At 71.3% G+C, this 23267-nt stretch carries 15 protein-coding genes and 1 pseudogene; 2 read left to right on the top strand and 14 right to left on the bottom strand.

Going from position 1 to position 23267, the window contains the following annotated elements; all coding sequences use genetic code 11:
• Both FHS29_RS11975 and FHS29_RS11970 read left to right on the top strand, forming a co-directional pair.
• Window positions 1–399 (top strand): hypothetical protein, encoded by a 399-nt coding sequence (locus FHS29_RS11975; RefSeq protein ID WP_184690648.1) that lies wholly within the window; start codon window positions 1–3, stop codon window positions 397–399.
• A gap of 140 nt (window positions 400–539) precedes the next feature.
• On the top strand, window positions 540–1571 hold the full coding sequence (locus FHS29_RS11970; RefSeq protein ID WP_184690647.1) for a LacI family DNA-binding transcriptional regulator: 1032 nt from the start codon (window positions 540–542) through the stop codon (window positions 1569–1571).
• A 103-nt stretch (window positions 1572–1674) separates the two neighbouring features.
• Here FHS29_RS11970 and FHS29_RS11965 read toward each other — a convergent pair whose 3' ends face one another.
• The 14 genes and pseudogenes from FHS29_RS11965 to FHS29_RS11905 all read right to left on the bottom strand — a co-directional run.
• Window positions 1675–2148: an NUDIX hydrolase gene (locus FHS29_RS11965; protein ID WP_184690646.1), complete on the bottom strand. Its 474-nt coding sequence runs from the start codon at window positions 2146–2148 to the stop codon at window positions 1675–1677.
• A 464-nt stretch (window positions 2149–2612) separates the two neighbouring features.
• Window positions 2613–4034, bottom strand: coding sequence for a GH1 family beta-glucosidase (locus FHS29_RS11960; RefSeq protein WP_184690645.1), 1422 nt, complete (start codon window positions 4032–4034; stop codon window positions 2613–2615).
• A gap of 4 nt (window positions 4035–4038) precedes the next feature.
• Window positions 4039–4881 carry a carbohydrate ABC transporter permease gene (locus FHS29_RS11955; RefSeq protein ID WP_312864873.1) on the bottom strand — a complete coding sequence of 281 codons (843 nt, stop codon included), beginning with the start codon at window positions 4879–4881 and terminating at the stop codon, window positions 4039–4041.
• A 5-nt stretch (window positions 4882–4886) separates the two neighbouring features.
• Window positions 4887–5783 (bottom strand): carbohydrate ABC transporter permease, encoded by an 897-nt coding sequence (locus FHS29_RS11950; protein WP_376774417.1) that lies wholly within the window; start codon window positions 5781–5783, stop codon window positions 4887–4889.
• 83 nt (window positions 5784–5866) lie between these two features.
• Window positions 5867–7147: an extracellular solute-binding protein gene (locus tag FHS29_RS11945; RefSeq protein ID WP_184690644.1), complete on the bottom strand. Its 1281-nt coding sequence runs from the start codon at window positions 7145–7147 to the stop codon at window positions 5867–5869.
• A 443-nt stretch (window positions 7148–7590) separates the two neighbouring features.
• A complete protein-coding gene (locus FHS29_RS11940; RefSeq protein WP_184690643.1) occupies window positions 7591–10098 on the bottom strand; it encodes an ABC transporter permease in 2508 nt (835 codons plus the stop codon).
• A 4-nt stretch (window positions 10099–10102) separates the two neighbouring features.
• Window positions 10103–10855, bottom strand: a complete 753-nt coding sequence (locus FHS29_RS11935; protein ID WP_184690642.1) for an ABC transporter ATP-binding protein — start codon at window positions 10853–10855, stop codon at window positions 10103–10105.
• Between the two features lie 565 nt (window positions 10856–11420).
• Entirely contained in the window at window positions 11421–14393 is a 2973-nt protein-coding gene (locus tag FHS29_RS11930; protein ID WP_184690641.1) for a helix-turn-helix transcriptional regulator, read from the bottom strand.
• Window positions 14394–14404: 11 nt separating this feature from the next.
• On the bottom strand, window positions 14405–14593 hold the full coding sequence (locus FHS29_RS11925) for a hypothetical protein (RefSeq protein ID WP_184690640.1): 189 nt from the start codon (window positions 14591–14593) through the stop codon (window positions 14405–14407).
• A 254-nt stretch (window positions 14594–14847) separates the two neighbouring features.
• Complete coding sequence (locus tag FHS29_RS11920; protein WP_184690639.1) at window positions 14848–17166, bottom strand: chitinase C-terminal domain-containing protein; 2319 nt, start codon at window positions 17164–17166, stop codon at window positions 14848–14850.
• Window positions 17167–17689: 523 nt separating this feature from the next.
• Window positions 17690–20545, bottom strand: coding sequence for an AfsR/SARP family transcriptional regulator (locus tag FHS29_RS37640; protein ID WP_312864872.1), 2856 nt, complete (start codon window positions 20543–20545; stop codon window positions 17690–17692).
• Between the two features lie 528 nt (window positions 20546–21073).
• On the bottom strand, window positions 21074–21742 hold the full coding sequence (locus FHS29_RS11910; protein ID WP_184690637.1) for a DedA family protein: 669 nt from the start codon (window positions 21740–21742) through the stop codon (window positions 21074–21076).
• Window positions 21743–22208: 466 nt separating this feature from the next.
• Window positions 22209–22400, bottom strand: a complete 192-nt coding sequence (locus FHS29_RS38470) for a DUF397 domain-containing protein (RefSeq protein WP_246440262.1) — start codon at window positions 22398–22400, stop codon at window positions 22209–22211.
• A gap of 21 nt (window positions 22401–22421) precedes the next feature.
• Window positions 22422–23267: pseudogene (locus FHS29_RS11905) on the bottom strand (helix-turn-helix domain-containing protein); the annotation flags it as partial.

Below are 23267 nucleotides of genomic sequence, written 5' to 3'. Positions count from 1 at the left end.
GTGCGGGTGCTGTGGGCTGCGAGCGGCTTGGCCGTGGCGGCGTCGGCGCTGACCGGGGTGCTGATCGGCGTGTACATCGACGGGATGGGCGACCGGCAGAAAGCCGAACCGCCCGCGTCCACCTGGATCACCACCCGGTCGGCCGAGACGTCCAGCGCCCCGTCGGAGCCGCCGAAGGCCGCCACCACCGACCCGGTGTCGGCAGCGCGGGACTCCACCACGTCCCAGCCGCCGGAAACCACCACCACGACGACGCCGCCGCCGCCCGTGCAGACGGCAGAGCCGACCACCCAGGCCCCGAGGCCGTCGACGACCACGTCCACCAAGAGCAGCTACGAACCCGGTGTCTGGCCGTGCCACCCGCTGAACCTGAACCCGCCGCCGCAGTGCCCGGACTGAGCCGCGCCGGCCTGGGCCGGACCGCCCGGGAAGCGGCTGGGCAACCGCCCCGGCGCGTCCCCTCGTGAGAGCGCTCTCGTGCCGGTGACCTCCGGCTAAGCTGGTCCGGTCAGGCTCGGTGTGGCGAGGAGTTGGTGCTCGTGTCCGTCCAACCGCACTCCAGCGCCCGGCCCACACTGGAGGACGTGGCGGCCAAGGCGGGCGTCTCGCGCGCGACGGCGTCCCGCGTGCTCAACGCGTCGCCCCGGGTCAGCCCCGAGGCCCACGAAGCCGTCACGGCCGCCGTGGTGGAACTGGGCTACCAGCCGAACCACGCCGCACGGGCCCTGGTGACGCGGCGGACCGGTGCGATCGCGGTGGTGTTCTCCGAGCCGGAACCGAAGATCTTCGACGATCCCCACTTCGCCTGGCTGATCCGCTCGGCGGCGCGGTCGTTGTCCGACGTCGACGTGCAGATGGTGCTGTTGTTGGTGCACTCGCCGGAGGACATGGCGCGCGCGGAACGATTCCTGGCGGGCGGGCACGTCGACGGTGCCCTGATGTTCGCACCGCACAAGGGCGACCAACTGCCCGCCGTGGCGCGGAGGCTGCCGCTGCCGGTGGTGTACGCCGGGCGGCCTTGGGGTCCGTTGCGCGGGCTGCACCTGGTGGACCACGACAACGAGGGTGGCGGCGTGTTGGCCACCGAGCACCTGATCTCGTTGGGGCGCAAGCGGATCGTGTCCGTCACCGGACCGTTGGACGAGCACTCGGCGATGGACCGGCTCACCGGGTGGCGGTCGGCGGTCGGGGCTTCCGAGGCCGATGTCGCCCTGCTGACCGAGGACGGCGGGTTCTCGCGGGACGGCGGGAAGCGGGCCATGGCGGCGTTGTTGGCGCGGGTGCCCGACCTGGACGCGGTGTTCGTCGCCAGCGACCTGATGGCCGCCGGGGCGCTGGACGCCCTGCGCGAGGCGGGGCGGCGGGTGCCGGAGGACGTGGCGGTGGTGGGTTTCGACGACCACCCGATGATCGCGCCGCACACTTCGCCGCCCCTGACGAGCGTGCAGCAGGACACCAGCAACCAGGTGAAGCACATGGTGACCCACCTGCTGCGCCTGCTGCGCGAGGAACCCATCAAGGCCCGCCGCGAGGTCCTGCCCACGGTGCTGGTGCGCCGCGCTTCGGCTTGAACCGCCGTCGACTTCGGGGCGTGGAGTCCAGGACGGCACGACGCCGCGTCGGTCCGCACCCCGTCACAGGGCCCAAGGAGCCGTCATGCCGGCGGTTTCGGTCTCAGTGCCGGATCAGACCGCCGACCGGGACGGGAGGGACGTGGCCGGTGGCCGGCATGGTCCGCGCCAGGGCGAGGCCGATGTCGACCAGCGATGACCGGTGAAGGTGGGCGACGTCGGGGATCGGCGTCCACACCGACTCGGCGGTCTCGCCGTTCGGCTCGGGCCGCAGTTCGCCGCCGGTGATCCGGACCTGGTAGAAGATGCCGACGTTCTGGTGCGGGAGCGGGTCGGGCACGCGGCGTTCGGCCACGGGGATCACCCTTGAGTCCACGCCCAGCAGGCGCTCGACCACCGCGTCGCAACCGGTCTCCTCCGCGACCTCCCGGATCACCGCGTCGAACGGGTCCTCCCCGTGCTCGACCCCGCCGCCCGGGAGGGTCCAGTTGCTTTCGCCGGTCGGTGACACGCAGCGGGCGACCAGCACCCGCCCGCTCTCGATGCACACCGCGTACGCAGCCAACCGGAAACTCATCCTGGCACCGTATCCGAACCTCCATGATCCACAGAGGTGCGACCGGGGTCTGTCGGTGGTCGCCGGCAGAATGAGCCCCAGGGGGCGTTTTTCCGGGAATGTCGGTGGTCTCTGGAAGAATGGAGATCGGGGGCTGCTCAGCACGGCCCAAGCCCGCCCGAACAGCCCCCGCAGCCCGTCAAGCGGCCCGTAACCGCCGGCCAAAGCCCCTGTCGAGCAGGCCACAACAGACGGCCACAGCCCTACCGAACCAACCCTCCCGCCGACCAAAGCCCCGGCCAAGCCGCCCCACACCCGCCGCCCCGCAACCGCCGGCCCGAGCCCCCGCCGAGCCGGCCCACACCCGCCGACCAAAACCCCGGCCAAGCCGCCCCGCAACCACCGGCCCGAGCCCCTGCCGAACCGGCCCACACCCGCCGACCGGAGCCCCACCGATCAGGTCCGGAACCGCCGGCCGGAGCCCGTCAGACAGGCTCGTAACCGCCGGCCGGCACGCCGTTCCGACTGATCACGCGCCCCAGGGTGTGGCCGCTGTGCTTCACCGTCCGCACCTGCGTCCCGAAGTCGACGTGCACGATGCCGAACCGCTGGCTGTACCCCGCCGCCCACTCGAAGTTGTCCAGCAGAGACCAAGCGAAATACCCGCGCACGTCCACCCCCCGCGCGATCGCCGTGTGCACCGCCCGCAGGTGGTCGATCAGGTACCGGGTCCGGTCCGCGTCGACAACCTCCCCGTCCCGCAACACATCGGGGAACGCCGAGCCGTTCTCGGTGATCACCAGAGGCACCGCCACGTCCCGCCCCAGCCGTTCCAGCAGTTCCGTGAACGCCCGCGCGTCCACCTCCCACCCGAAACCGGTCAACTCCCCGCGCGGCGGCAGCACGGTCACGCCCCTCAGACCGGCGAACGGCCCCTCGGTCACGTGGTCGGCCGGGGCAGGCGCGATCCGGGTCGGGCTGTAGTAGTTGACGCCCATCCAGTCGATCGGCGAGGCGATCACCTCCGGATCACCGTCGCGCACCACCCGTTGCCAGTCGCCGAGCCAGGCGGTGTCCTCGACCACGTCGGCGGGGTATCCCCGACCGCCCAACGGATCCAGGAACAACCGGTTCTGCAGGCCGTCGACCTTCCGGACCGCCACCCGATGGGCCTCGTCATCGCGGTCGGCCCAGGTCGAGCAGAAGTTGAGCACGATCGAGAACCGGTGGTCGGCCGGCGCGGACGACCGCATGGCCCGCAACGCCAACCCGTGGCCGAGCATCAGGTGGTGGGCGGCCTCAAGCGCGGCACGCGGATCCACCACGCCCGGAGCGTGAACCCCGTTGCCGTAGCCCAGGAACGCCGAGCACCACGGCTCGTTCAGGGTCGTCCACAACTGCACGCGATCGGCCAGGTGGGCGTGCGTCAAAGCCGCGTACTCGGCGAAGCGGTAGGCCGTGTCACGGTTGCGCCAACCGCCGTGGTCCTCCAACGCCTGAGGGAGATCCCAGTGGTAGAGCGTCGCGACAGGTTGGATGCCGTACTCCAGCAGCTCGTCCACCAGTCGGTCGTAGAAGGCCAACCCTCTCGGCTCGACCCGCCCGGCGCCCGTCGGCTGGATCCGCGGCCACGCCAGCGAGAAGCGGTATGCGCCCAAGCCGAGGTCGGCCATCAGCCCGACATCCGCGGCGTAGCGGTGGTAGTGGTCGCACGCCGGTTCTCCGGTGTCGCCTCCCAGCACTTTGCCCGGTGTAGCGGCGAAGGTGTCCCAGATCGACGGTCCCCGACCGTCGATCCCGGTGGCCCCCTCGATCTGGAAGGCGGCTGTCGCGGCACCCCACACGAAGTCCGGTGGGAACCGCAGCAGCTCCTGCCCGACCTGGGTCTCCGGGTCGGTTGTGGTCATGTGTTCACCCCTTAACGGCGCCCTGCATCAGCCCACCGACGATCTGGCGGGCCAGCAGGAGGAAGATCCCGACGACCGGCAGCACCGCGAGGGATGCGCCGGAGAGCATGAGCGAGTAGTCGGTGTAGTAGCCACTGGCCAGAGTGGACAGTGCGACCTGCACGGTGGGACTGTCGTTCGGGTCCAGGACGATCAGCGGCCAGAAGAAGTCGTTCCAGGCGGTCATGAACGTGAACATGCCCATGACCGCCGCCTGTGGCCGCACGGCCGGGAGAGCCACGTGCCAGAACGTGCGCAGCACCGAGCAGCCGTCCATGCGTGCCGCTTCGACCAGCTCCTGCGGAACCGACTCCTCGCAGGCCTGGCGCATCCAGAACACCGAGAACGCACCGATCAGTGCGGGCACGATCACGGCCTGCAGGGTGCCGTACCAGTCCAGGGCCGACATCAGCACGTACAGCGGGATGACGCCGAGCTGCGTGGGCACCATGGACGTGCCCACGACGATCAGGAACAGCGAGTGGCTGCCCCGGAAGCGCAACCGGGCGAAGGCGAACCCGGCCAGCGTGCCCAGCAGCACGTTGCTCGACGCGACCGTTCCGGCCACGATCAGCGAGTTCTGCATCGCCGACCAGAAGTCGACGGTGTCGAAGACCCGGCCGAGGTTCTCGACCAGGTTGCCGCCCGGCACCAGGGACGGGAAGGCGTCGCCCAGCGCCGAGTTGTCCTTGCTCGCGATCAGGAACGAGTAGTAGAGCGGGAAGACCGAGGCGAGCAGGATCACGACCAGGGACGCGTACGCGATCGGGCCGGCGTTCGTCAGCCGTCTTGCGGCAGTGGTGGCCACGGCGCTCACCCCTTGGACGCGATGCGCCGGGTCAACGTGAAGTTCACCAGGGCCACCACCAGGATCAGCAGGAACAGCACCCAGGCGATGGCCGACGAGTAGCCCGCGTCGAAGAGCCGGAAACCCTTCTCGTACAGGTACATCACCAACGTCTGGAACTGGCGGTCGGTGCCGCCGGTTCCGGTGGCCGTGCCGCCGGGGTCGAAGAGCTGGGGTTCCACGAACAGCTGCATGCCGCCGATGGTCGACACGATGACGGTGAACAGGATGGTCGGGCGGATGCCCGGCACGGTGATCGACCAGAAGACCCGCCACCGCGACGCCCCGTCCAGCAGCGCCGACTCGTACATGTCCTTCGGCACGGACTGCATGGCGGCGAGGTAGATCAGCGCGTTGTACCCGGTCCACCGCCACATCACCATGGAGCTGATCGCCAGGTGGGACGCCCAGGTCTCGGCCCGCCAGTCGACCGGGTCGACGCCGACCAGACCGAGCAGGTGGTTGACGATGCCGAAGTCGCGGCCGTAGAGCTGCGCGAACACCAACGCCACAGCGGCGACGGAGATCACGTTGGGCAGCAGCACGCCCGCCCGCCAGAACGCCCGACCGCGCAGACCCCGGTCCAGCAGCGCCGCCAAGCCCAACGCGGCCACCAACTGCGGGACCGTGGACAGCAGGAAGAGGCTGAGCGTGTTCCCCAGGGCGTTCCAGAAGTTCCTGTCCGCCAGCAGCTCCCGGAAGTTGTCCAGGCCGACGAACGCCTGTGCGCCGTCGATGAGCTGCCAGTCGTGCAGCGACATCCAGGCGGTGGACAGCAACGGGTACAGGCCGAAGACGCCGAACACCACGAAGAACGGCGCGACGATCAGGTACGGCGTGAACCTGGTGTCCAGGCGTCCCAGGCGGTCGCGCCACGACGGGCGCCCGGTGTGCGGCGGCGGGACGGGGCGCCTGGTGCCCGTCCCCCTTCGGGCCGGTGCGACCGTCACTTGACGGCGTCCCGCGCTTCCCGCAGAGCCTGCGCCAACGAGTCCGAAGTGGACTGCTTGCCGGTCTCCACGCGGTTGAGGGCGTTGTTGAACACCGGGGTCACCTTGGAGTCCTTGCTGCCCCGGTAGGTCGGCTTGAGGTTTTCCGCGGAGTCGCCGAAGATCCGGCCGACGGGCGCCTGGTTGAAGTACTCGTTGACGGTCGACGTGACTTCGGGGTCCTGGTAGGCGGCGGGCTCGCTGGGCAGGTTGCCGGTCTCCTTGAAGATCCGCTTCTGCTGCTCGGGAGCGGTCAGCCACTTCGCCAGCTCGTAGGCTTCCCGGGGGTGCCCGCCCTGCCTGGGCACGGCCAGGAACGAACCGCCCCAGTTGCCGCCACCGCCGGGCGCGGTGGCCACGTCCCACTTGCCCGCGGCCTCGTCGCCCGCCCCGGCCTTGATCAGCGCCAGCGCCCAGGCCGGGCAGGTGGTGGTGGCGAAGGAGGCCTGCTTCAGCGCCACGTTCCAGTCCTGGCTGAACGGCGTGAGGGCACTGGTCTGCCTCTTCTCGCCCAGGCTCGCGGCGAGCCCGAACGCGTCCGCGACCTTCGGGTTGCGGTCGGCGATGTAGGAGTCGTCCTTGGCGAAGTAGCCTTCCTCGGTCTGGTCGAGGACCGCCTTGTAGACGTTCTGCGCGGCGTCGACGAACTTCACGTTCGGCGTGGCGGCGGTGAACCGGTCGGCCGTGGCCTGGAAGTCGGCCCAGGTCGGCCACAGCGCGCCCACCGCGTCACGGTCGGCGGGCAGCCCGGCCGCCTCGAACAGGTCGCGGCGGTAGCAGATGGCGAGGCTGCCCATGTCGGTGCCCAGGCCCAGCACGAAGTCGCCGTCGTCGGTGGTGCCCTGGTTCCACTTCCAGGGCGCCCACTGCGACGCCAAGTCCTTGGCGCCGTAGTCGGCGAGGTTGACGAACCTGTCCTTGGACTGGCGGAACTGCGCGATGTTGCCTTCCTCGATGGCCACGACGTCGGCCGCGCCGCGGCCACCGGCGAGCTGGGTGGCGAGCTGCGTGTGGTGCTGCTCCATCTTGACCTTGCGCTGCTCGACCTCGACGCCGGGGTGCGCCGCCTGGTACTCCTCGAGCAGGCGGTCGTACCCGAAGTCGGAGAAGACGCCGACGGACAACCGCACCCGCCCGTCGCCGGCGTCACCTCCCCCGCCACCGCAGGCGGTCGTCATGGTGGCGGCCACGGCGATCGCGATGGTCGTCGCCGCACGGCCGACCGATGTCCTGCTCATCCGTCCTCCTCGACGCGCCCGGCGGGCTCCGGCCCGCAGTGAGAGCGCTCTCACAGTCGTGAGTGACACCCCTCACTGTCAACCCGAGGACGAACGGTCGACACCGTTCCGCAACTTTCCGAAGCGCTTCACACACTCACCGTCACCGACTGCCACACGCGGTGAGCCAACCCGGCCGAATCGGAAGGCGAGTTGGCTCGGCCCTCGCCCGAGCCAACCCGCACTTGGTTAGAGGGCCTACCCACCCGGATATGACGCGTGCGGCGATAAATTCCTGTGACCCGACCCACCACGCACTGCTCGACAGCACCACCCGGCACCGCCGAGCCCCCAGGCGCCCGGACGACCGGCGGTGAGCACGTGGAGCACCCCGGGGAAGCGGTGACACGCCAATGGCCCGTTCCGCGCCCCGAACGCGGAACGGGCCACCCGGCCCCCACCCCCTACGCCTCGGCCATCCCCGCGACGACCGAGGTGCGAGCCGCCCGCCGAGCGGGCAGCGCGGCCGCGAGGACGGCGGCCACCACCGCCGCCGCGAGCATGACGCCGATCTGGCCGAACGGGATGGTGACCGCGAGTTCGAGGGTGTCCGACGACAGCGCCTTCGTGATCACCCAACCGAACCCGACCCCCAGCACCAGCCCGATCGCCGCGCCCATCAGCGCCATCAGGATCGACTCGACCACCAGCATCAGCCGCAGCTGGCCCTTGGTCAGCCCGAGCGCCCGCAGCAGCGCCGACTCCCGCGTCCGCTCCAGCACCGACAGCGTCAGCGTGTTGGCGATGCCGAACAGCGCGATCACCACGGCCAGGCCGATGAGCGCCCACACGAACGCCAGCACCTTGTCGAGCTGCTCGTTCAGCTGCGCCTTGGTCTCCGCCGCCGAGTCGATGACCGCCAGCGGCGAGGCGTCGGTGATCTTCTCCACCGCCGCGCGGCCGTTCGCCACGCCCGGCTCGAGCTTGACCATGATGCTGTCGTAGCCGTCGGACACCGGGTCGAGCTTCGCGGACGTCTCCAGCGTCACCACGCCGTCGGCCAGGCGCTGCCCCGAGATCAGCGCCACGACCTTCAGCTCCTGCGAACCGTTCCCGGTCTTCACCGTCGTCGTCGAGCCGACCGCCAGGCCCTGTTCCTCGGCGTAGCCGGCGTTCAGCGCGATGGTGCCCTCACGCAGGTCGCCCAGCGCGCCGCTCTCGACCGTCGGCCGGAACAGGTCGCCCAGCGCGTCCTTCGACACCCCGGTGAAGTAGCCGCGGTCCCCCATCAGCTGCGTGGTCGGCGCGACCTTCGCCACCTCGGGCACCGCCGCCAGCTGCTCGGCCAACGCCACCGGCAGCGGCCGGTCGTAGACCGAGGACGTCACCGTGTAGTCGGCGGGCAGCCGCTGGTCGACCTGCGCGTTGGCGGTCTCCTTGGCGCTGTTGGCGACCACCGTCACCATCGCCACCACCGTCACACCGATCATCAGCGCGGCGGTGGTCGCGGCCGTGCGCTTGGGGTTGCGCCCCGCGTTGGCCGAGGCCAGCTTCGCCGGCACCCCGAACAACGCCCTCGGCAGCGCGCCGAGCACCCGGTTCACCGGCCCGACCAGCAACGGCCCGAGCACCAGCACCGCCGCCAGCAGCAGCATCGTGCCCGCGCCGCTGACGAACATCGGGGCCTCTTCGCCCTCCATCCGCATGCCCATGAGGATGGTGCCGGCACCGCCGACACCGAGCAGCACCGCGAACAGCACCCGGAGCTTGCCGGTGCGCGACACCTCTTCGCTGCTGTCCAGTTGGCTGCGCAGCGCCGCGACCGGTGCGACCCGGGTCGCCTTGCGGGCGGGCAGCACCGCGGCGAGCACGGTCACCACCACACCGACGGCGAACGCCACCAGCACCGTCGTGGCCGTGACCGGCACCCGGACCGGGGCGTCCGCACCGCCACCGAAGCCGCCGATCACCTTCTGCAGCAGGGCGGACACCCCGAGCCCGCCGAGCAGGCCGATCACCGAGGCCGCGAGCCCCATCACGAGCGCCTCGGCCAGCACTCCCCGGAACACCTGCTTGCGGCTCGCGCCGACACACCGCATCAACGCCAGCTCACGCGTCCGCTGCGCGACCAGGATCGTGAACGTGTTGTAGATGACCATCGCCGCGACCACGAGCGAGATCGCCGCGAACGCCAGCAGGAACGTGGTGAACTGGGCGGATTGCGAGCTGACCTGCCGCAGCGTGTCCTCGGTGAGCTGCTCGCCGGTCTGCACGGTGTAGATGTCGCTGCCCAGCGCCTTGCGCACGTTGTCCGCGACCTGCTGCTGCGTGAACCCGTCCGCCGCCACCGCGACCACCTGGTACGGCAGGCGCTCCGGGTTGAACGCCGTGTACGCCTCGGGCGTCAGCACGAGGTGGTCGTTGCCCGACATGGAGACCTCGCCGACACCCTGCTTGTAGGTGCCGACCAGGGTGTACTCCCGCTTCTGGTCGTCCTTGCCCAGCAACGTGACCGTCTTGCCGATCGACAGCTTGGCGGTCTCGGCGGTCCGGACGTCGGCCGCGATCTCGTCGACACCACTGGGGTACCGACCGTCTGCGAGGTCGTACTCCCGAAGCTCCTCGGTCGCCGCGAGCGGCACCGCGAACGCCGGCTTGGCCTTGCCGTTGGTCGCGATCAGCGGCACCTGCTGGAAGGCGCGAGCATCGGCACCCGCAACGCCCGGTGCCTGCCGAACTTTCTCCAGGGTTTCCGGTGTGATCCCCTTGACGTCACCACCGCCACCGGACAGGTAAACCGAGACGTCGACACCACGGGCGCTTTTGGCGAACTCGTCCCGCATGCTCGCGTTCATGGCGTCGCCCAGCACCAACGTACCGGTGACGAACGCGACCCCGAGCGCGATCGCCACCGACGACAGCACGAGCCGGGCGGTGCGGGCCCTCAGGCCCGCGATGATCGTGCGCAGCATCCGGTCACGCCCCCAGGTGCTTCAGCGCGGAGAGCACGGAGTCGGCGGTCGGGCTGTCGATCTCGCCGGCCAGGTGACCGTCGGCCATCAGCACCACGCGGTCGGCGTAGGAAGCCGCGACCGGGTCGTGCGTCACCATGATCACGGTCTGCCCGAGCTTGCGGACCGACATCCGCAGGAAGTCGAGCACCTCGGCCCCGGACCGCGAGTCCAGGTTGCCGGTCGGCTCGTCCGCGAACACCACGTCCGGCTTGGAGACCAGCGCACGCGCGCAGGCGACCCGCTGCTGCTGCCCACCGGACAACTCGGTCGGCTTGTGCTTCAACCGGTCCCGCAGCCCCAGCACGTCGACGATCGTGTCGAACCACTGCCGATCGGGCTTGCGCCCGGCCAACTCCAGCCCCAGCAGGATGTTCGCCTCGGCCGTCAACGTGGGCAGCAGGTTGAACGCCTGGAAGACGAACCCGATCCGGTCCCGTCGCAGCTTGGTGAGATCCTTGTCCCCCAACGAAGTGATCTCGGTCCCGCCGATGTGCACGCCCCCACCGTCCACGTTGTCCAGTCCGGCGAGGCAGTGCATCAGCGTGGACTTGCCGGACCCGGAGGGCCCCATGATGGCCGTGAACCGACCGGCCTGGAACTCGACGCTCACACCGTCCAGTGCCCGGACAGCGGTGTCGCCCTTGCCGTAGACCTTCACCAGGCCCGAAGCGGCTACAGCGGTGCGGATTCCGACGTCGGACACCAGTGCGGACATGCTCCCTCATTCCCTCTGCTCAACCGGACAGGGAAAAGCTATGGGGCGCCCACGTACACAGTCGTCACCTCGCCGACGGAACCCGCCATCCCCCTCCGGTATGACCCGCCCTAGTCCCCAGGTCGGGCAATCACGAGACCGGGTTTACACCCGACCACCCACAACCCCCGCCGCGCGCCAAGCAAGCGCACACACCCCACCCGCTGCGTGTCATCCCCGTATGGCCTGCCCGCAGGGCAACCACGCTTGTCAGGGCTGGTCAAGCACGCCCTTCGCTTGACCTGCCCTGACAAGCGTGGTCGTCTTCGACAGGCCATACGGGGATGACACGCAGCCACCCACCAACGCTCAAGAGCCTTCAAGCTCGCAGAGCGCTGAAGGCTCGCAGAGCTTCACCCTTTGGGGATCCTTGGCGGCCTGCCCGTCCGGCGAGGACGCTTTTCGCCCTTCACCCCTTCAGGCGCTTCACCCCCGCCGGCCCGCCACCCCCGCCGGCCCTTCACCCCCGGCCCAATCCCCAGCCCAGCCCCGCCCAGCCCCCAACCGAACCCTTCCCCCCAGCCCCTCACCCAGGCTGGTCCAACAACCCCCGGTCATAAGCGATCGCCACCGCTTCCGCCCTACGACTGGCCCCCAGCTTCGCCATGATCCGCGTGAGGTGGACGCTGACCGTCTTCTCCGAGATGTACAGCTCCTCCCCCACCTCCCGATTGGTCCGCCCCAACGCGACCAGCCCCAGCACCGACCGCTCCCGAGGCGTGAACGGGTCCACCTGCGACCGCGCGGCCTCCGCGTGCAGCGCGACCCGCGCCCGCCGGGCCACCAGGTGCACCGCGTCCCGCAGCGGCACCGCACCCAACCGATCCGCGACCGCGTCCGCCAACCGCAACTCGGCGATGGCGGCATCCCGCTGGTCGGCCGCCAGCAACGCCTCGGCCAGCCGCCACCGGCACACGGCCTCCTCGAACACCGACCCGAACGCGAACGCGTCCGCCGCCGCGCGCCACAGCCCGGTGTCCCCGGCCCCGCCCAACCGGCTCTCCTCCGCCGCCGCCCGGGCCAGCCAGGCCCGCCCCTCCGGCCCCATCGACCCGGTCCGGGGCGATCCCAGGTCGGCCGTGGTCCGCGCGTACTCCGCCAGCTCACGCCCCGCGCCGACCGCCGCACCCTCCGCGGCCGCATCCCGCCGCCGGCGGGCCCGGGCCGCCAGTTCCACGTACCCCGCCACGCCCAGCGCGGCCAGCCGGATCCCCGCCAACGCCCAGTCGCCGCCCTCCCGGCGGGTCCACTCGATGGCGTCCGAGACCCGCTCCACGGCCAGCTCCGGCTGCCCGCGCCACAGCGCCAGCTCCGCCCCGGTACCGCCGGTGATCAGCGCGATCTGGAGGTCCCGGTGCCAGTCCGACCGCAGCTCGCCGAGCAGCCGCTCGGCCTGGTCGAACTCGCCGCGGCTGACCGTCACGTGCGTCCCGGCCGCCGCCAACCGCGCCGACACGGTGCTCGACACCCGCAGCCCGGGAGGCTCCGCGGCCACCGCCGCACCTTCCCACTCCCCGATGTAGTACCGCGTCAGGACCTGGAGGATGCGCAGCTCCAGGCCGTACGAACTCCAGGTCAGCCCGGTCTGCTTGGCCCGCGCCATGCCCTCGTCGAACACCCGCGCCGCGTCCGCCAGCTCGCCCAGGTCGTAGTGGTGCAGCCCGAGGAAGTAGCGGGCGCGCAACTCGGTGCTGACCGCCTCCACCTCCATCGCGCACGCCACGGCCTCCTCCAGGCGGTCGCGTGCCGACTCCACCTCGGACGCGGCCTCGTCCAGCAGCCCCAGCGTGGCCAACGCGTCCGCCACCGCCGCCTCGGCCCCGGCGGCACGCCCGTCGCGCACTGCCTCCTCGGCCCGTTCCCGCGCCTCGGTGTACTTCCGGTCGTGCCTGAGCGCCGCCGCCCACACCGCCAGCACCCACGCGCGCGCCGGACTGGCCGGACGGTCGCGGACCAGCCGCCAGGCTTCCTCGATCGCGGAGAACTTCTCGTCTTCGGTGCCGTCGATCACCTGCAGCGCCTGCGCGAACCGCCGCCACATCTCGGCGGCTTCCTCCGGTGCCTCGGCGTCCACCAGCAACGTGCCGCTGCGCGCGAACGCGATGGCCCGCTCCGGCTGCCCCGCCGTCCCGGCCGCCCACGACGCCCGCCGCAGCAGCATCAGCTCGGTCACCCCGGCCGGGCGTTCCGCCGCCGGCACCGCCTGCCAGAGCTTCAACGCCTGCTCCAAGTGCCGCAGCGCCTCGGCGGGCGCGCCGGCGGCCTGGGCCTCCTGCGCGGCGTCCACCGAGGCCCGGAGGGCACGGGGCAGGTCGTGGCTCTCCAACGAGTGGTGGGCCAGCGCCGCCGCCGCGCCCCGGTCCGACGTCGCGGCGATCCGCGAGGCGTAGGCGGAGTGCAGCCGCACCCGCTCGCCAGGCAGCAGATCACCGTAGACGGCCTCCCGCAGCAGAGCGTGCCGGAACATGTAGACCTCGTCCCGGTTCACCAGCAGCACGTGGTGCTGGACGGCCTCCCGCAACGCCGCGTCCAACGCGACGTCGTCCGTCCCGGCCACCTGTCGCAGCAGGTCGTGCCGCACCGAGCGCCCGCTGACCGACGCCACCCGCACCACGTGCTGGGCCGTCGGCGACAGCCGTTCGATCCGCGCCAGCAGCACCTCGGCCAGCGTCCACGGGATGCCGGAGCCGCGGGTCGCGACCGCGATGAGCTCCTCGGCGAAGAACGGGTTGCCGTCCGACCGCTCCGCGACCTCCAGCACCACGTCGTCCGGCAGGTCGTCGGCCAGCGCCGCCACGAACGACCGCGCGTCGATGGCGCTCAACGGCGTCAGGTCCAGCCGCTGGACGGCCGGCAGCCGCACCAGCTCGTTGAGCAGCGGTCGCAGCGGGTGACTGCGGTGCAGGTCGTCGGACCGGTAGGTGCCCACGATCAGCAACCGCTGCGCCCGCAGCCGCGAGAACAGGAACGACAGCAGGTACCTGGTCGACGCGTCCGCCCAGTGCAGGTCCTCCAGGACCAGCAGCACCGGCCGCTCCTCGGCCAGGTCGTACAGCATCGAGTGCACCGCGTCGAACAGCTGCAACTGGCCGACGTCCTGCTCGGGGCGCCGCCCCACCAGGTGCGACGGCAGACCGGACAGCCCGCTGCCGTCCTGCGACGCGGGCAGCGCCAGTTCGGGCAGCAGCCTGCCCAGCGCCGGACGTGCCCCGATGTCGAGCAGACCGGCCTCCCGCACCTGCCCCAGCACCTCGGTGAAGGGCAGGTAGGGGAGGCCGGTCTCGCCGATGTCCAGACATCGTCCGGTCAGCACCAGGGCGTCCGCGGCGGCGGACAGCTCGTCCACCAGCCGCGTCTTGCCCACGCCCGCGTCACCGGCCAGCAGGACGGCTCCCGCCTGGCCGCGGGCGGCTTCGTCGAGGGCGGCGCGCAGCCTGGTCATCTCCCGGCTACGCGCCACCAAGGGGATTCCGGTACCAAGGCGTGCCACGGGTGGCATGTTCGCACACCTCAGGCGGCGTCGCGGTGACCATTTCGCGGTGCCGGGACCTTCGGGTGCGCCCGCCGGCCCACCCGCCGCCACCAGGACCGCTTCGGCGGGGCGCTCCGCCGGGCGATGCGGAACTGCGCCGCGTCGGCGCGCAGGGCCGCCTGCCGGTAGTCGATCTCCGCCTTCAGTGCCTCGGGCGTCCATTCCATGGTGACTGTCTCCTCGTTGCGTTCGTTCTCGCTGATGAGGAGAAGAGTCGTCCTGAGGCACCCGGGCGGGCATCGGGTGTTCACGTGGGTTGGCGTGCTGGTTTCCCTTACCCGCCGCCGTAAGGGGTGGCAGACGGCGGGTAAGGGATGCCTCAGCAGGACCTCGGCGGGACCTGATCACGGTCTGTCGAGCCTCACGGCCTCAGACCTCGTCACGGTTCCCGCGGGCCCCGGGCCGCAGCAGGCCCGGGACCTCAGCAGGCCCCCAGGTCCTTCCACACCCCCCACTCGCCGGTGGTACCCGGCTCCTGACCCTGCGTCCACCACTTGGCCTGCCACTTCTTGCCCTTGTGGGAGACCTGGTTGCCGCCGTTGTAGACCTTCGTGGCGTCCCAGGCGGCCACCGCGCAGGCCGGGTCGGTCGTGGTCGTGGTGGTCGTCGTGGACGGGTCGGTCGGGTCGGTCGGGTCGGGTCCGCCGCCGGCCCGCGGGTGGTCCGAGGCGATGGCGTAGGACTTGCCGCCGAAGGTCAGCTTGAAGTTCGACGGCGACGCGATCGGCAGCTGGTAGCTCAGCGCCACGTCCACCGAGGCGCCCGGCGCCAGCGTCTGCCAGGACGGCAGGGTCAGCTCGACGTGCTGGAAGTCGCCCTTGATGCCGCCGACGTTGCTGCCGCTGTGCCCCTTGGCGGTGACCCGCAGCCCGAACCCGGACTGGTCGGACATGTTGCCCGGGGCGCTGGTGCCGTAGTCGAACTCGATCTTCGTGCCGCCCGGGAGGGTGGTCGTGGAGTTGTTGGTGATCTTCAGCTTCGGGTTGATCGGGTAGTTGTTGTCGCCCAGCGCGAACCCGGACACCGTCGCCGACACGTTGAGCACCTGCGACGGGGGCGTCCCGGCGGCCTTCTGGTTGCCGTAGGGCGCCGCGCCGCGCAGCCCGTCGTTGAGCTTGGTGAGCAGGGTGTCGCCGATGGTGTACTGGTTCTTGGCGCTGTCGAAGCGGTAGTCGCCCGCCAGCTCCCAGATCATCACGCCGCCGATGCCCTTGTCCGCCACGTACTTCGCCTTGGCCGCGATGGACTGCTCGTCCTCAGTGGACAGGAACACCTTCTTCTCGGCGTTCCACAGCCACGGCGTGGTCAGCGTGTTGTCGTAGTGGCGGGTGTACGAACCGGAGACCCGGTCGGTCGGGTCGTTCTTCGGGTCCAGGCCGTACTGCTCCAGGTAGTCCGGCGTGATCTCGTTCTCCAGGTTCTTGGCGTGCCACATCGGGTTCGCGCCCGCCGGGGTCTCGGCGCCGGTCTTGTCCAGGTCGTGCCACAGGTTGTCGATGCCGACCGCGCCGTTGCCGCACGGGGTGGTCGAGCCGACGTTGCCGCCGGTGCCGGGCGGGCACTTGGTCTGGTCCGGCAGCGCCGCCTTGCCCCACAGCCCGTTCGTGCCGCCGGTGACGCCCTGCCAGCCGCGCGTGTAGAACGGCACGCCGATGTTGATCCGGCCTGCCTGCATCGCGCCCCGGTAGTAGTGGTACGACCAGTCGGTGTTCAGGTACCCCATGCCGTCGTACGCGCCGTAGACGCCGCCCGCCGCGAGTTCGCCGTCCTTGCCGTCGTCGTACAGCGAGGCGTTCGGGCCGACGAAGTGGTTCCACGCGCCGTGCAGGTCGTAGGACATGATGTTGAGGTAGTCCAGGTACCTGGTGACCTGGTAGGCCTCCTGGCCGCGCAGCAGCCAGCCGGACGCCGGGACGGCCGCGGTCAGCAGGTAGTGCTTGCCGTCGGCGGCGGACGCGCGGTCGAGCTTCTCCCGCAGCGTCTTCATGATCTTCTCGTAGCCGGCCCACAGCGTGCCGCGGTTGGCGTCGGAGATCCAGTAGTCGTCCGGGTTGCCCGCGTACTTGTTGGAGGTCGCGTACTCGTAGTCGATGTCGACGCCGTTGAACCCGTAGGTGCGGATGAACTGCACGGCCGAGTCGGCGAACGTGTCGATGGAGGCCTGCGACTGGCCCATCTTGTAGAAGCCGCCGGACGCGTTGCGGGAGCCGTCGGGGTTCAGGAAACCGCCGGTCTCGGCCCAGCCGCCCACGGAGACGAGCGTCTTCACGTTGGGGTACTGCTTCTTGTACTTGTTGAGCAGGTTGAAGTGCCCCTTGTAGGGCAGGCTCGGGTCGAGCTCGACACCGGGCCAGGTCATCCCGGTGGCGGCGTTGTCCGGCCCGTCCGGTCCGACCGACACCTTGTTCGCCGCGTCGACGTGCGCGAACGCGTAGTTGAGGTGCGTGACCTTGGTCCAGGGGATGTCCGAGGCGAGGTAGGAGGGCGCGCCGTTCTTGCCGGTGCGCCAACTGGTGAAGTAACCGATCACCCGGCGGGAGTGGTCGGTCCCCAACGACTCCCGGCCGTTGGTGTCGTACACCGAGCAGTAGGGGACGGCGACGCCCGGGGTTTGGTAGAGGCCGTCAGGGCGGCACTCCTCCCCCGAGGCGGCGTTGGACGTGGACGGGGCCACGACAGCGATGACGAATCCGGCCACCGTGGCGAGCAGAGCCATCAGCGGCAGCAACCTTCTGGGCACTAGCCGTACCTCCTGCACCAGGCGGCGACCTCGACGCAGAGTGGAGCCAACGAAACGTAAATAGGTCCAGACCTTTCTGTCAATAGGTCCAGACCACTCAACCGATCCCGGAGGATCCGCCGACTCCGGAAGGCGCCTCCACACCCCCGGAACAGCCCAATCACCAGCGCGAACACACCGCCCGCAGCACCAACCTCCGCGGCAACAGCACCAACCTCCGCGGCTACGCCACCACGCCGGCCACCCACCCCGTGACGCGCGAGGGACTGCCCCACCGCCGCTCGCGCGGAGAGCGCCGTGTCCTTGGCGGCAAACCACGTCAGCGAGAGGTACGGCAGGACCACGTCCGCGACTTGCCGCAGGACCACCTCAGCGAGAGGTGCGGCGTTCCACTATTCCGCCGAATCCCGGTGAACCCCGCAGATCGGGCCGAGCCACAATGGAGAACCCGGCGTTCCCGTCCGGAACGTCACCGCCGACTCGCGCACGATTCGACCCACCCACCCGAACCCGCGCCGAAACGTCATCCCACCGACGACGCCGACCGGACCCGCGCCAACCGAGCCCGCACCTGATCCGCCTCCGGCGCATTCAACTCCGTGAACAACGCCAGCGCCCGTTGCCAGTGCGCCACCGCCCCGGCCATTCCCTGCCGGTCGAACACCATTGCCAGCCGGTCGTGCGCCAAAGCCTGGTGGTAAGGGCTCACCGCCGCCGAAGCCACCGACAACGCGGTGCGGGCCGAAGCCACCGCCTCCGACAACTCCCCGGATTCCAGCAGCACCGCGGCGAGATCGGTGTGGCAGACCGATTCGCCGCACTGCTCGCCGACCTCCTGGTAGATCCGCACCGCCTCGCGCAGCCAGGTCTTGGCGTCCTCGTACCGCCGCATGGCCAGGTACAGGGGCCCGAGGTTGTGGTGCGCCGTGGCCTCCGCCCACCGCGACCCGGCGGCCCGGCTGACCTCCAGCGCCTCCCGGTAGAACGTCTCGGCCTCGTCCATCCGCCCCAACGTCTGCAGCATGTCGCCGACCGTCGTCAGAGCCCGCGCCTGGGCGTTCACGTCCCCGCTCGACCGCGCGACCTCCAAGGCCTCCCGCAGTCGCACCAACGCCTCGTCCCACCGCTGGAACTGCGAGAAGGCGACCCCGAGGTTGAACAGGGTGACGAACCGCGCTTCGGGGTCGCCCAGCGAGGTGGCCGCCCGCATCGCGGCTTCGGTGGTGCGCAACCAGGTCGAGCGATCGGCCCGCAGCCAGAAGAACCGCGACAGCGTGTACGGCAGCTGCCAGGCGTGCACGAGCCACGCCCGCTCCACGCCGTCCCCGGCGAACTCGGCCGCCGCGATCAGGTTCCCCTGCTCCGCGTCCAGCCAGGCCGTCGCGTCGCCGGCCCCGGTCAACCGGGGCACCTCCTGCGGCACGAGCTCGGGCGCGACCCGCACGCTGCCGCGCCCCACCGGCAGCAACCCGTCGGCCAGGTCCGCGCAGTGCAGGTAGAAGTCCAGCATCCGGCTGGTGGCCTCGTGGCGCACCTCCGGCGCCAGCTCGCCCGCCAGCGTCCGCGTGTACACCCGCACCAGGTCGTGCGCCCCGTACCGGCCGGGCTCGCCGACCGACAGCAGGTTCGCCGCCGTCAACGCGTCCAGGGCCCGCTGCGCCTCGGACACCCGGACCCGGGCCATCGCCGCGACCACGTAAGCCGTCACGTCCGTCCCGGGGTGCAGCCCGAGCAACGCCAGCAGCCGGGCGGGCAACGGCGACAGCGCCCGCCGGGACGCGTCCAGCGCCGCCCGGACCGTCGAGTCCTCGTCCTCCAGGCCCAGCGCGGCCAACCGCCCGTGCTCGTCGTCCAGCTCGGCGACCAGTTCGGCCACCCGCAGCGACGGCGACACCGCCAGCCGCGCCGCCGCGATCCGCAGCGCCAGCGGCAGCCCGTCGCACAGCACCGCCAACCGCCGCAGCGCACCGACCTCGGTGGCGTCCCGGCCGGCGACCCGGCCCAGCACCTCCACCGCCGCGTCCGTGTCGAGCATGTCCAGCTCCACCAGCCGGGCGTCGGCGTGCGCCACCAACCCGACCAGCCGCCGGCGCGACGTCACCACCACGCACGACGGCGATCCGGGCAGCAGCGGCATCAGCTCGGTCGAGCCGCGGGCGTTGTCCAGCATCACCACCATCCGCCGGTCCGCGACGAGCGTCCGGAACAGCGCCGAGCGCTCCTCCACGGTCACCGGGATGTCACCGGACGGCACGCCCAGCGTCCGCAGGAACCGGTTCAGCACCTCGCCCGCGCCCAACGGCTCCTGGTTCGGGTCGTACCCGTGCAGGTCGATGTAGAGCTGCCCGTCCGGGAACTCCTCGCGCACCCGGTGCGCCCAGTGCAGCGCCAAGGCCGTCTTGCCGACCCCGGCGGGCCCGGTGACGACCAGCACCAGCCCGCCGGACGGGTAGGACGCCAGCAGCCCGTCCAGCCGCTCCACCTCGGCGTCCCGGCCGATCAGCGCGACCGGTGCCCGCGGCAGCTGCGCGGGGATCGTCTGCAGCACGGGTTCCGGCGCGGCCGCCGGGATCGTGATGGGCCGGGTGGGCCGCTCGGGCTCGGGGTTCTCCCCGGACAGCACGGCCTGCTGGAGCCGGCGCAGCTCGGGGCCGGGCTCCACGCCCAGCTCCTCGATCAGCACCCGGCGCGCCTCGCGGTACACGCCCAGCGCCTCGGCCTGCCGCCCCGCCTGGCACAGCGCCCGCATCAGCAGCCCGTGCCCGCGCTCCCGCAGCGGGTGTTCGCCGACCAGCGCGGCCAGGTCCTGCACGAGCTCCGCGCCGCGCCCGATGAGCAGCAGCAGTTCGGCCCGCTCCTCCAGCACCGCGAGCCGGCGCTCGGCCAGCCGGCCGCGTTCCACCTCGGCGAACAGCCCGGCCACGCCTCCCAGGGGCTCGCCCCGCCACAGCGCCAGGACGTCGTCCAGCGTGCGCGCGGCGGACTCCAGGTCGCCGGTGGACCGCAGCCGGCCCGCGGCGACCACACCGCGCTCGAACGCGTCCAGGTCCACCGCCGCCGGGTCCAGCCGCAGCAGGTAGCCGTCGCCGACCGAGGTCAGCAGCTCGGCGGGCGCGCGGCGGGCCCGGCTGGGCTCCAGCGCGCGGCGGAGCCCGGCCACGTAGGTCTGCACCAGGTTGACCGCGCTGCTGGGCGCCGCGTCACCCCACACCGCGTCGATGATGTGGTTCCGGCTGACCGGGGTGTTGCGGCCGAGCAGCAGCACCGCGAGCACGGCACGCTGCTTGGCGGCGCCGAGGTCGACCTCCCGCTCGCCGCGCCGCACCCGGAGAAGGCCGAGCACCTCGAACCGCAAGGGCTCCCCGCCGTCGTACTCCACCGACCGATCCTTCGCCGAAGGGCTCAAGCTGACCCGACCACACGACGCAGCCTAGGAGATCACTTCAGTCCGGCTCCAGTCGTGCTGTAGCCGCATTCTTACGCTAAGCGTGTCCGACCAACCACACAGGGCGAACCCCGGTGGGGGAGGTTGGACCAGACAGCGGAACTCCCGCTGCTCTCCCTGATCGACGGGGGCAGGCCGGCGTGCAAGGGGCATCCAGCCCGCGGCGGCGGAACGCCGGCCCGCCCTCGTCCCCAGCTCCACGGGGAGGGGCCATCCGGTAGGGGATGGCTCTTCCCCTTTGCCCTCCCCCCGGTCGAAGGGGCCACGTTCGGGATCCGAACCCCCGAACGTGGCCCCTTCGACCATCCCGGGGATCGGCCCGACGATCCCCACTCGGCCACCCCCGGCCGAGGACGACCGACCACCGCAGCGTGGACCTGGCGGCGGCGCTGCTCGCGGGTGGTTGTTGAACGATCCGAAGCCCCCCTGCCCGGATCGTTCAACAACCCCGCGAGAACCCGATCAGCCGACCTCTTCCAGCTCCTGCGGCTCGCGCGCCGCCGAGGACCGGGCGGCGGCAGCGGCGGCCTTCCGGCGGCGGCGCAGGAACACCACCACGCCCACGACGACCGCCACGCCCATCAGGACCCACATCGCGCCGTTGAAGGTCGACTCGATCATCTTCGCCGAGGCGCCGGCCGCCGACCCGATGCCGATGTGCAGCGCCGACCACGACACCGCACCCGCGATCGAAGCGGGCAGGAACCGCCGGTACTCCAGCTTCGACGCACCGGCCGACGCGGGCACCAGGGTCCGCACCACCGGCATGAACCGGGCGAAGAACACCGCCCACGCGCCCCGCCGGCGCAGCAGCGCACCGGCCTTGTCCCAGTGCTCCTGGCCGAGCTTGCGCACCACCTTGCTGTCCCGCATCCGGTCGCCGTACCGGCGGCCCAGGTAGTACCCGATGCTGTCGCCCGCCACCGCGCACACCGACACCACGAGCCACATGACGAGGAACCTCGGCACGCTGGTCACGGTCGTCGCCGCGAGCAGCAGCGCGCTCTCCCCCGGCGCGATGAAGCCCACGCCGAGCGTGCACTCCGCCAGTGTCAGGGCTCCGGTCACCGCCAGCACGGCGGGCTGCGGCAGTCCGGCGAGCCCCTCCAGCGCGTCGGTCAGAAACGCCATGTCATGTCCCCCAGGTAGTGGTCGAAGCCGCGACGGGCAGGGCCACCGGCCGGTGCCCGGCCGTCGTGAGCCGGTCGCCGCGGTGCGGGCGGGCCGCCGGCGCCGCGGCGAGGACCGCCGGATTTCCGCAGGATCGTGCCATCACCGCCGACGCCCCCGCCGCGCAGGCTAGAGCTACCGGGGTGCGGCATTCCGAGCGGTGCGACAACGACAGGTCGTCGGCGGGCGTCGCCCGGGTGAACACCGCGAGGGCGCAAGACCCGGGCCACGACACCACCCCTTCCGGCGAAGAGTCCACCGGAACGGGTCGGCCGGCGCATCGGCCCGGGGTCTGGTGCCGGATCAGACCTTGGTCGTACCGGTGGCCCGACCGAAGTCAGGGGCGGGCCCTGACGGGCCCGCCCCCACTCGTCGGCCGGCCGGCGCCGCGCCGGACCCGCGCCACGGTGTCCGGCCCGGCGCCGGCTCAGCGTTCGTCGTAGGTGCCTCTCTTGGCGACGCCGAGGAACCGGGACCACTGCCCGGCGTCGAAGTCCAGCGCGCCGGCGGTGCGGTTCTTCGAATCCCGCACCGCCGCGCGGACCCCGTCCAACGCGATTTCCACGCACTCCGGTCCGGAGGCGGACGATCGCCTGCTCTTGCGCCACTCCTGCTTCATCGGTTGTTCACTCCCGGTTGGCGAGAGTTCGCGGGCGACCTGCTCGACCACCGCCATTGATTCGACCGTGCCCAATGACGCCGCGGCGAGTCGCGCGAACATGTCGGAATACCTCACGACGTCGGACGGCTGCTCCAAATAGACGTCGCTACGCGTGCTTTCGAGGTATACCACGTCGGGATCCGACTTCTCCGGGAATGTCAGTATCACGAACGGTCCGTCCATCGCAGCGTGACCGCCGGCGGTGAAAGGAACAACCTGAAGAGTGACATTGTCGAGTTTTCCGACCTCACCGAGTTTCCGCAGTTGTGCGGCCATCACGGCGGGTCCGCCGACCACCCGGCGCAGCGCGGCCTCGTCGATCACCGCGTGCAGGGTGAGCGGGTCCTCCTCCAGCAGCAGCGCCTGCCGGGCCTTGCGCAGCGCGACCCGCCGGTCGACCTCGTCGGGCGACGCGTGCGGGAGCACGTCGGCGATCAGCGCCCTGGTGTAGCCCTCGTGCTGGAGCAGGCCGGGGATCATCAGGCCCTGGTAGGTGCGCACCGAGTCGGCGTCCGCCTCGAACCCGATGTACCGGCCGGGCGCGATGTCGCCGAACTCGTCCCACCAGGCCTTGCGCCGCGCCTCGCGGGCCAGCTGGACCAGTTCGCCCAGGGTGACCGGGTCCGCGCCGTACGCGGCGAGCATGTCCCGCACGTCCCGCGGCGTGACCCCGACCCGGCCGGTCTCGATCCGGCTGATCTTGGACGCGGAGCACTCCAGCCGCTCGCCGACCTCCTCGATGGTCAGCGCGGCCTCCTCGCGCAGCCGGCGCAGCTCGCTGACGAGCCTGCGCTTGCGGAGCGTCGGGCTGCTCCCGCGTGCCAT

Origin of the sequence: Saccharothrix tamanrassetensis (assembly GCF_014203665.1) — a bacterium.
Taxonomy (GTDB): Bacteria; Actinomycetota; Actinomycetes; order Mycobacteriales; family Pseudonocardiaceae; genus Actinosynnema; species Actinosynnema tamanrassetense.
This window is presented reverse-complemented; position numbering and strand designations above follow the sequence as displayed.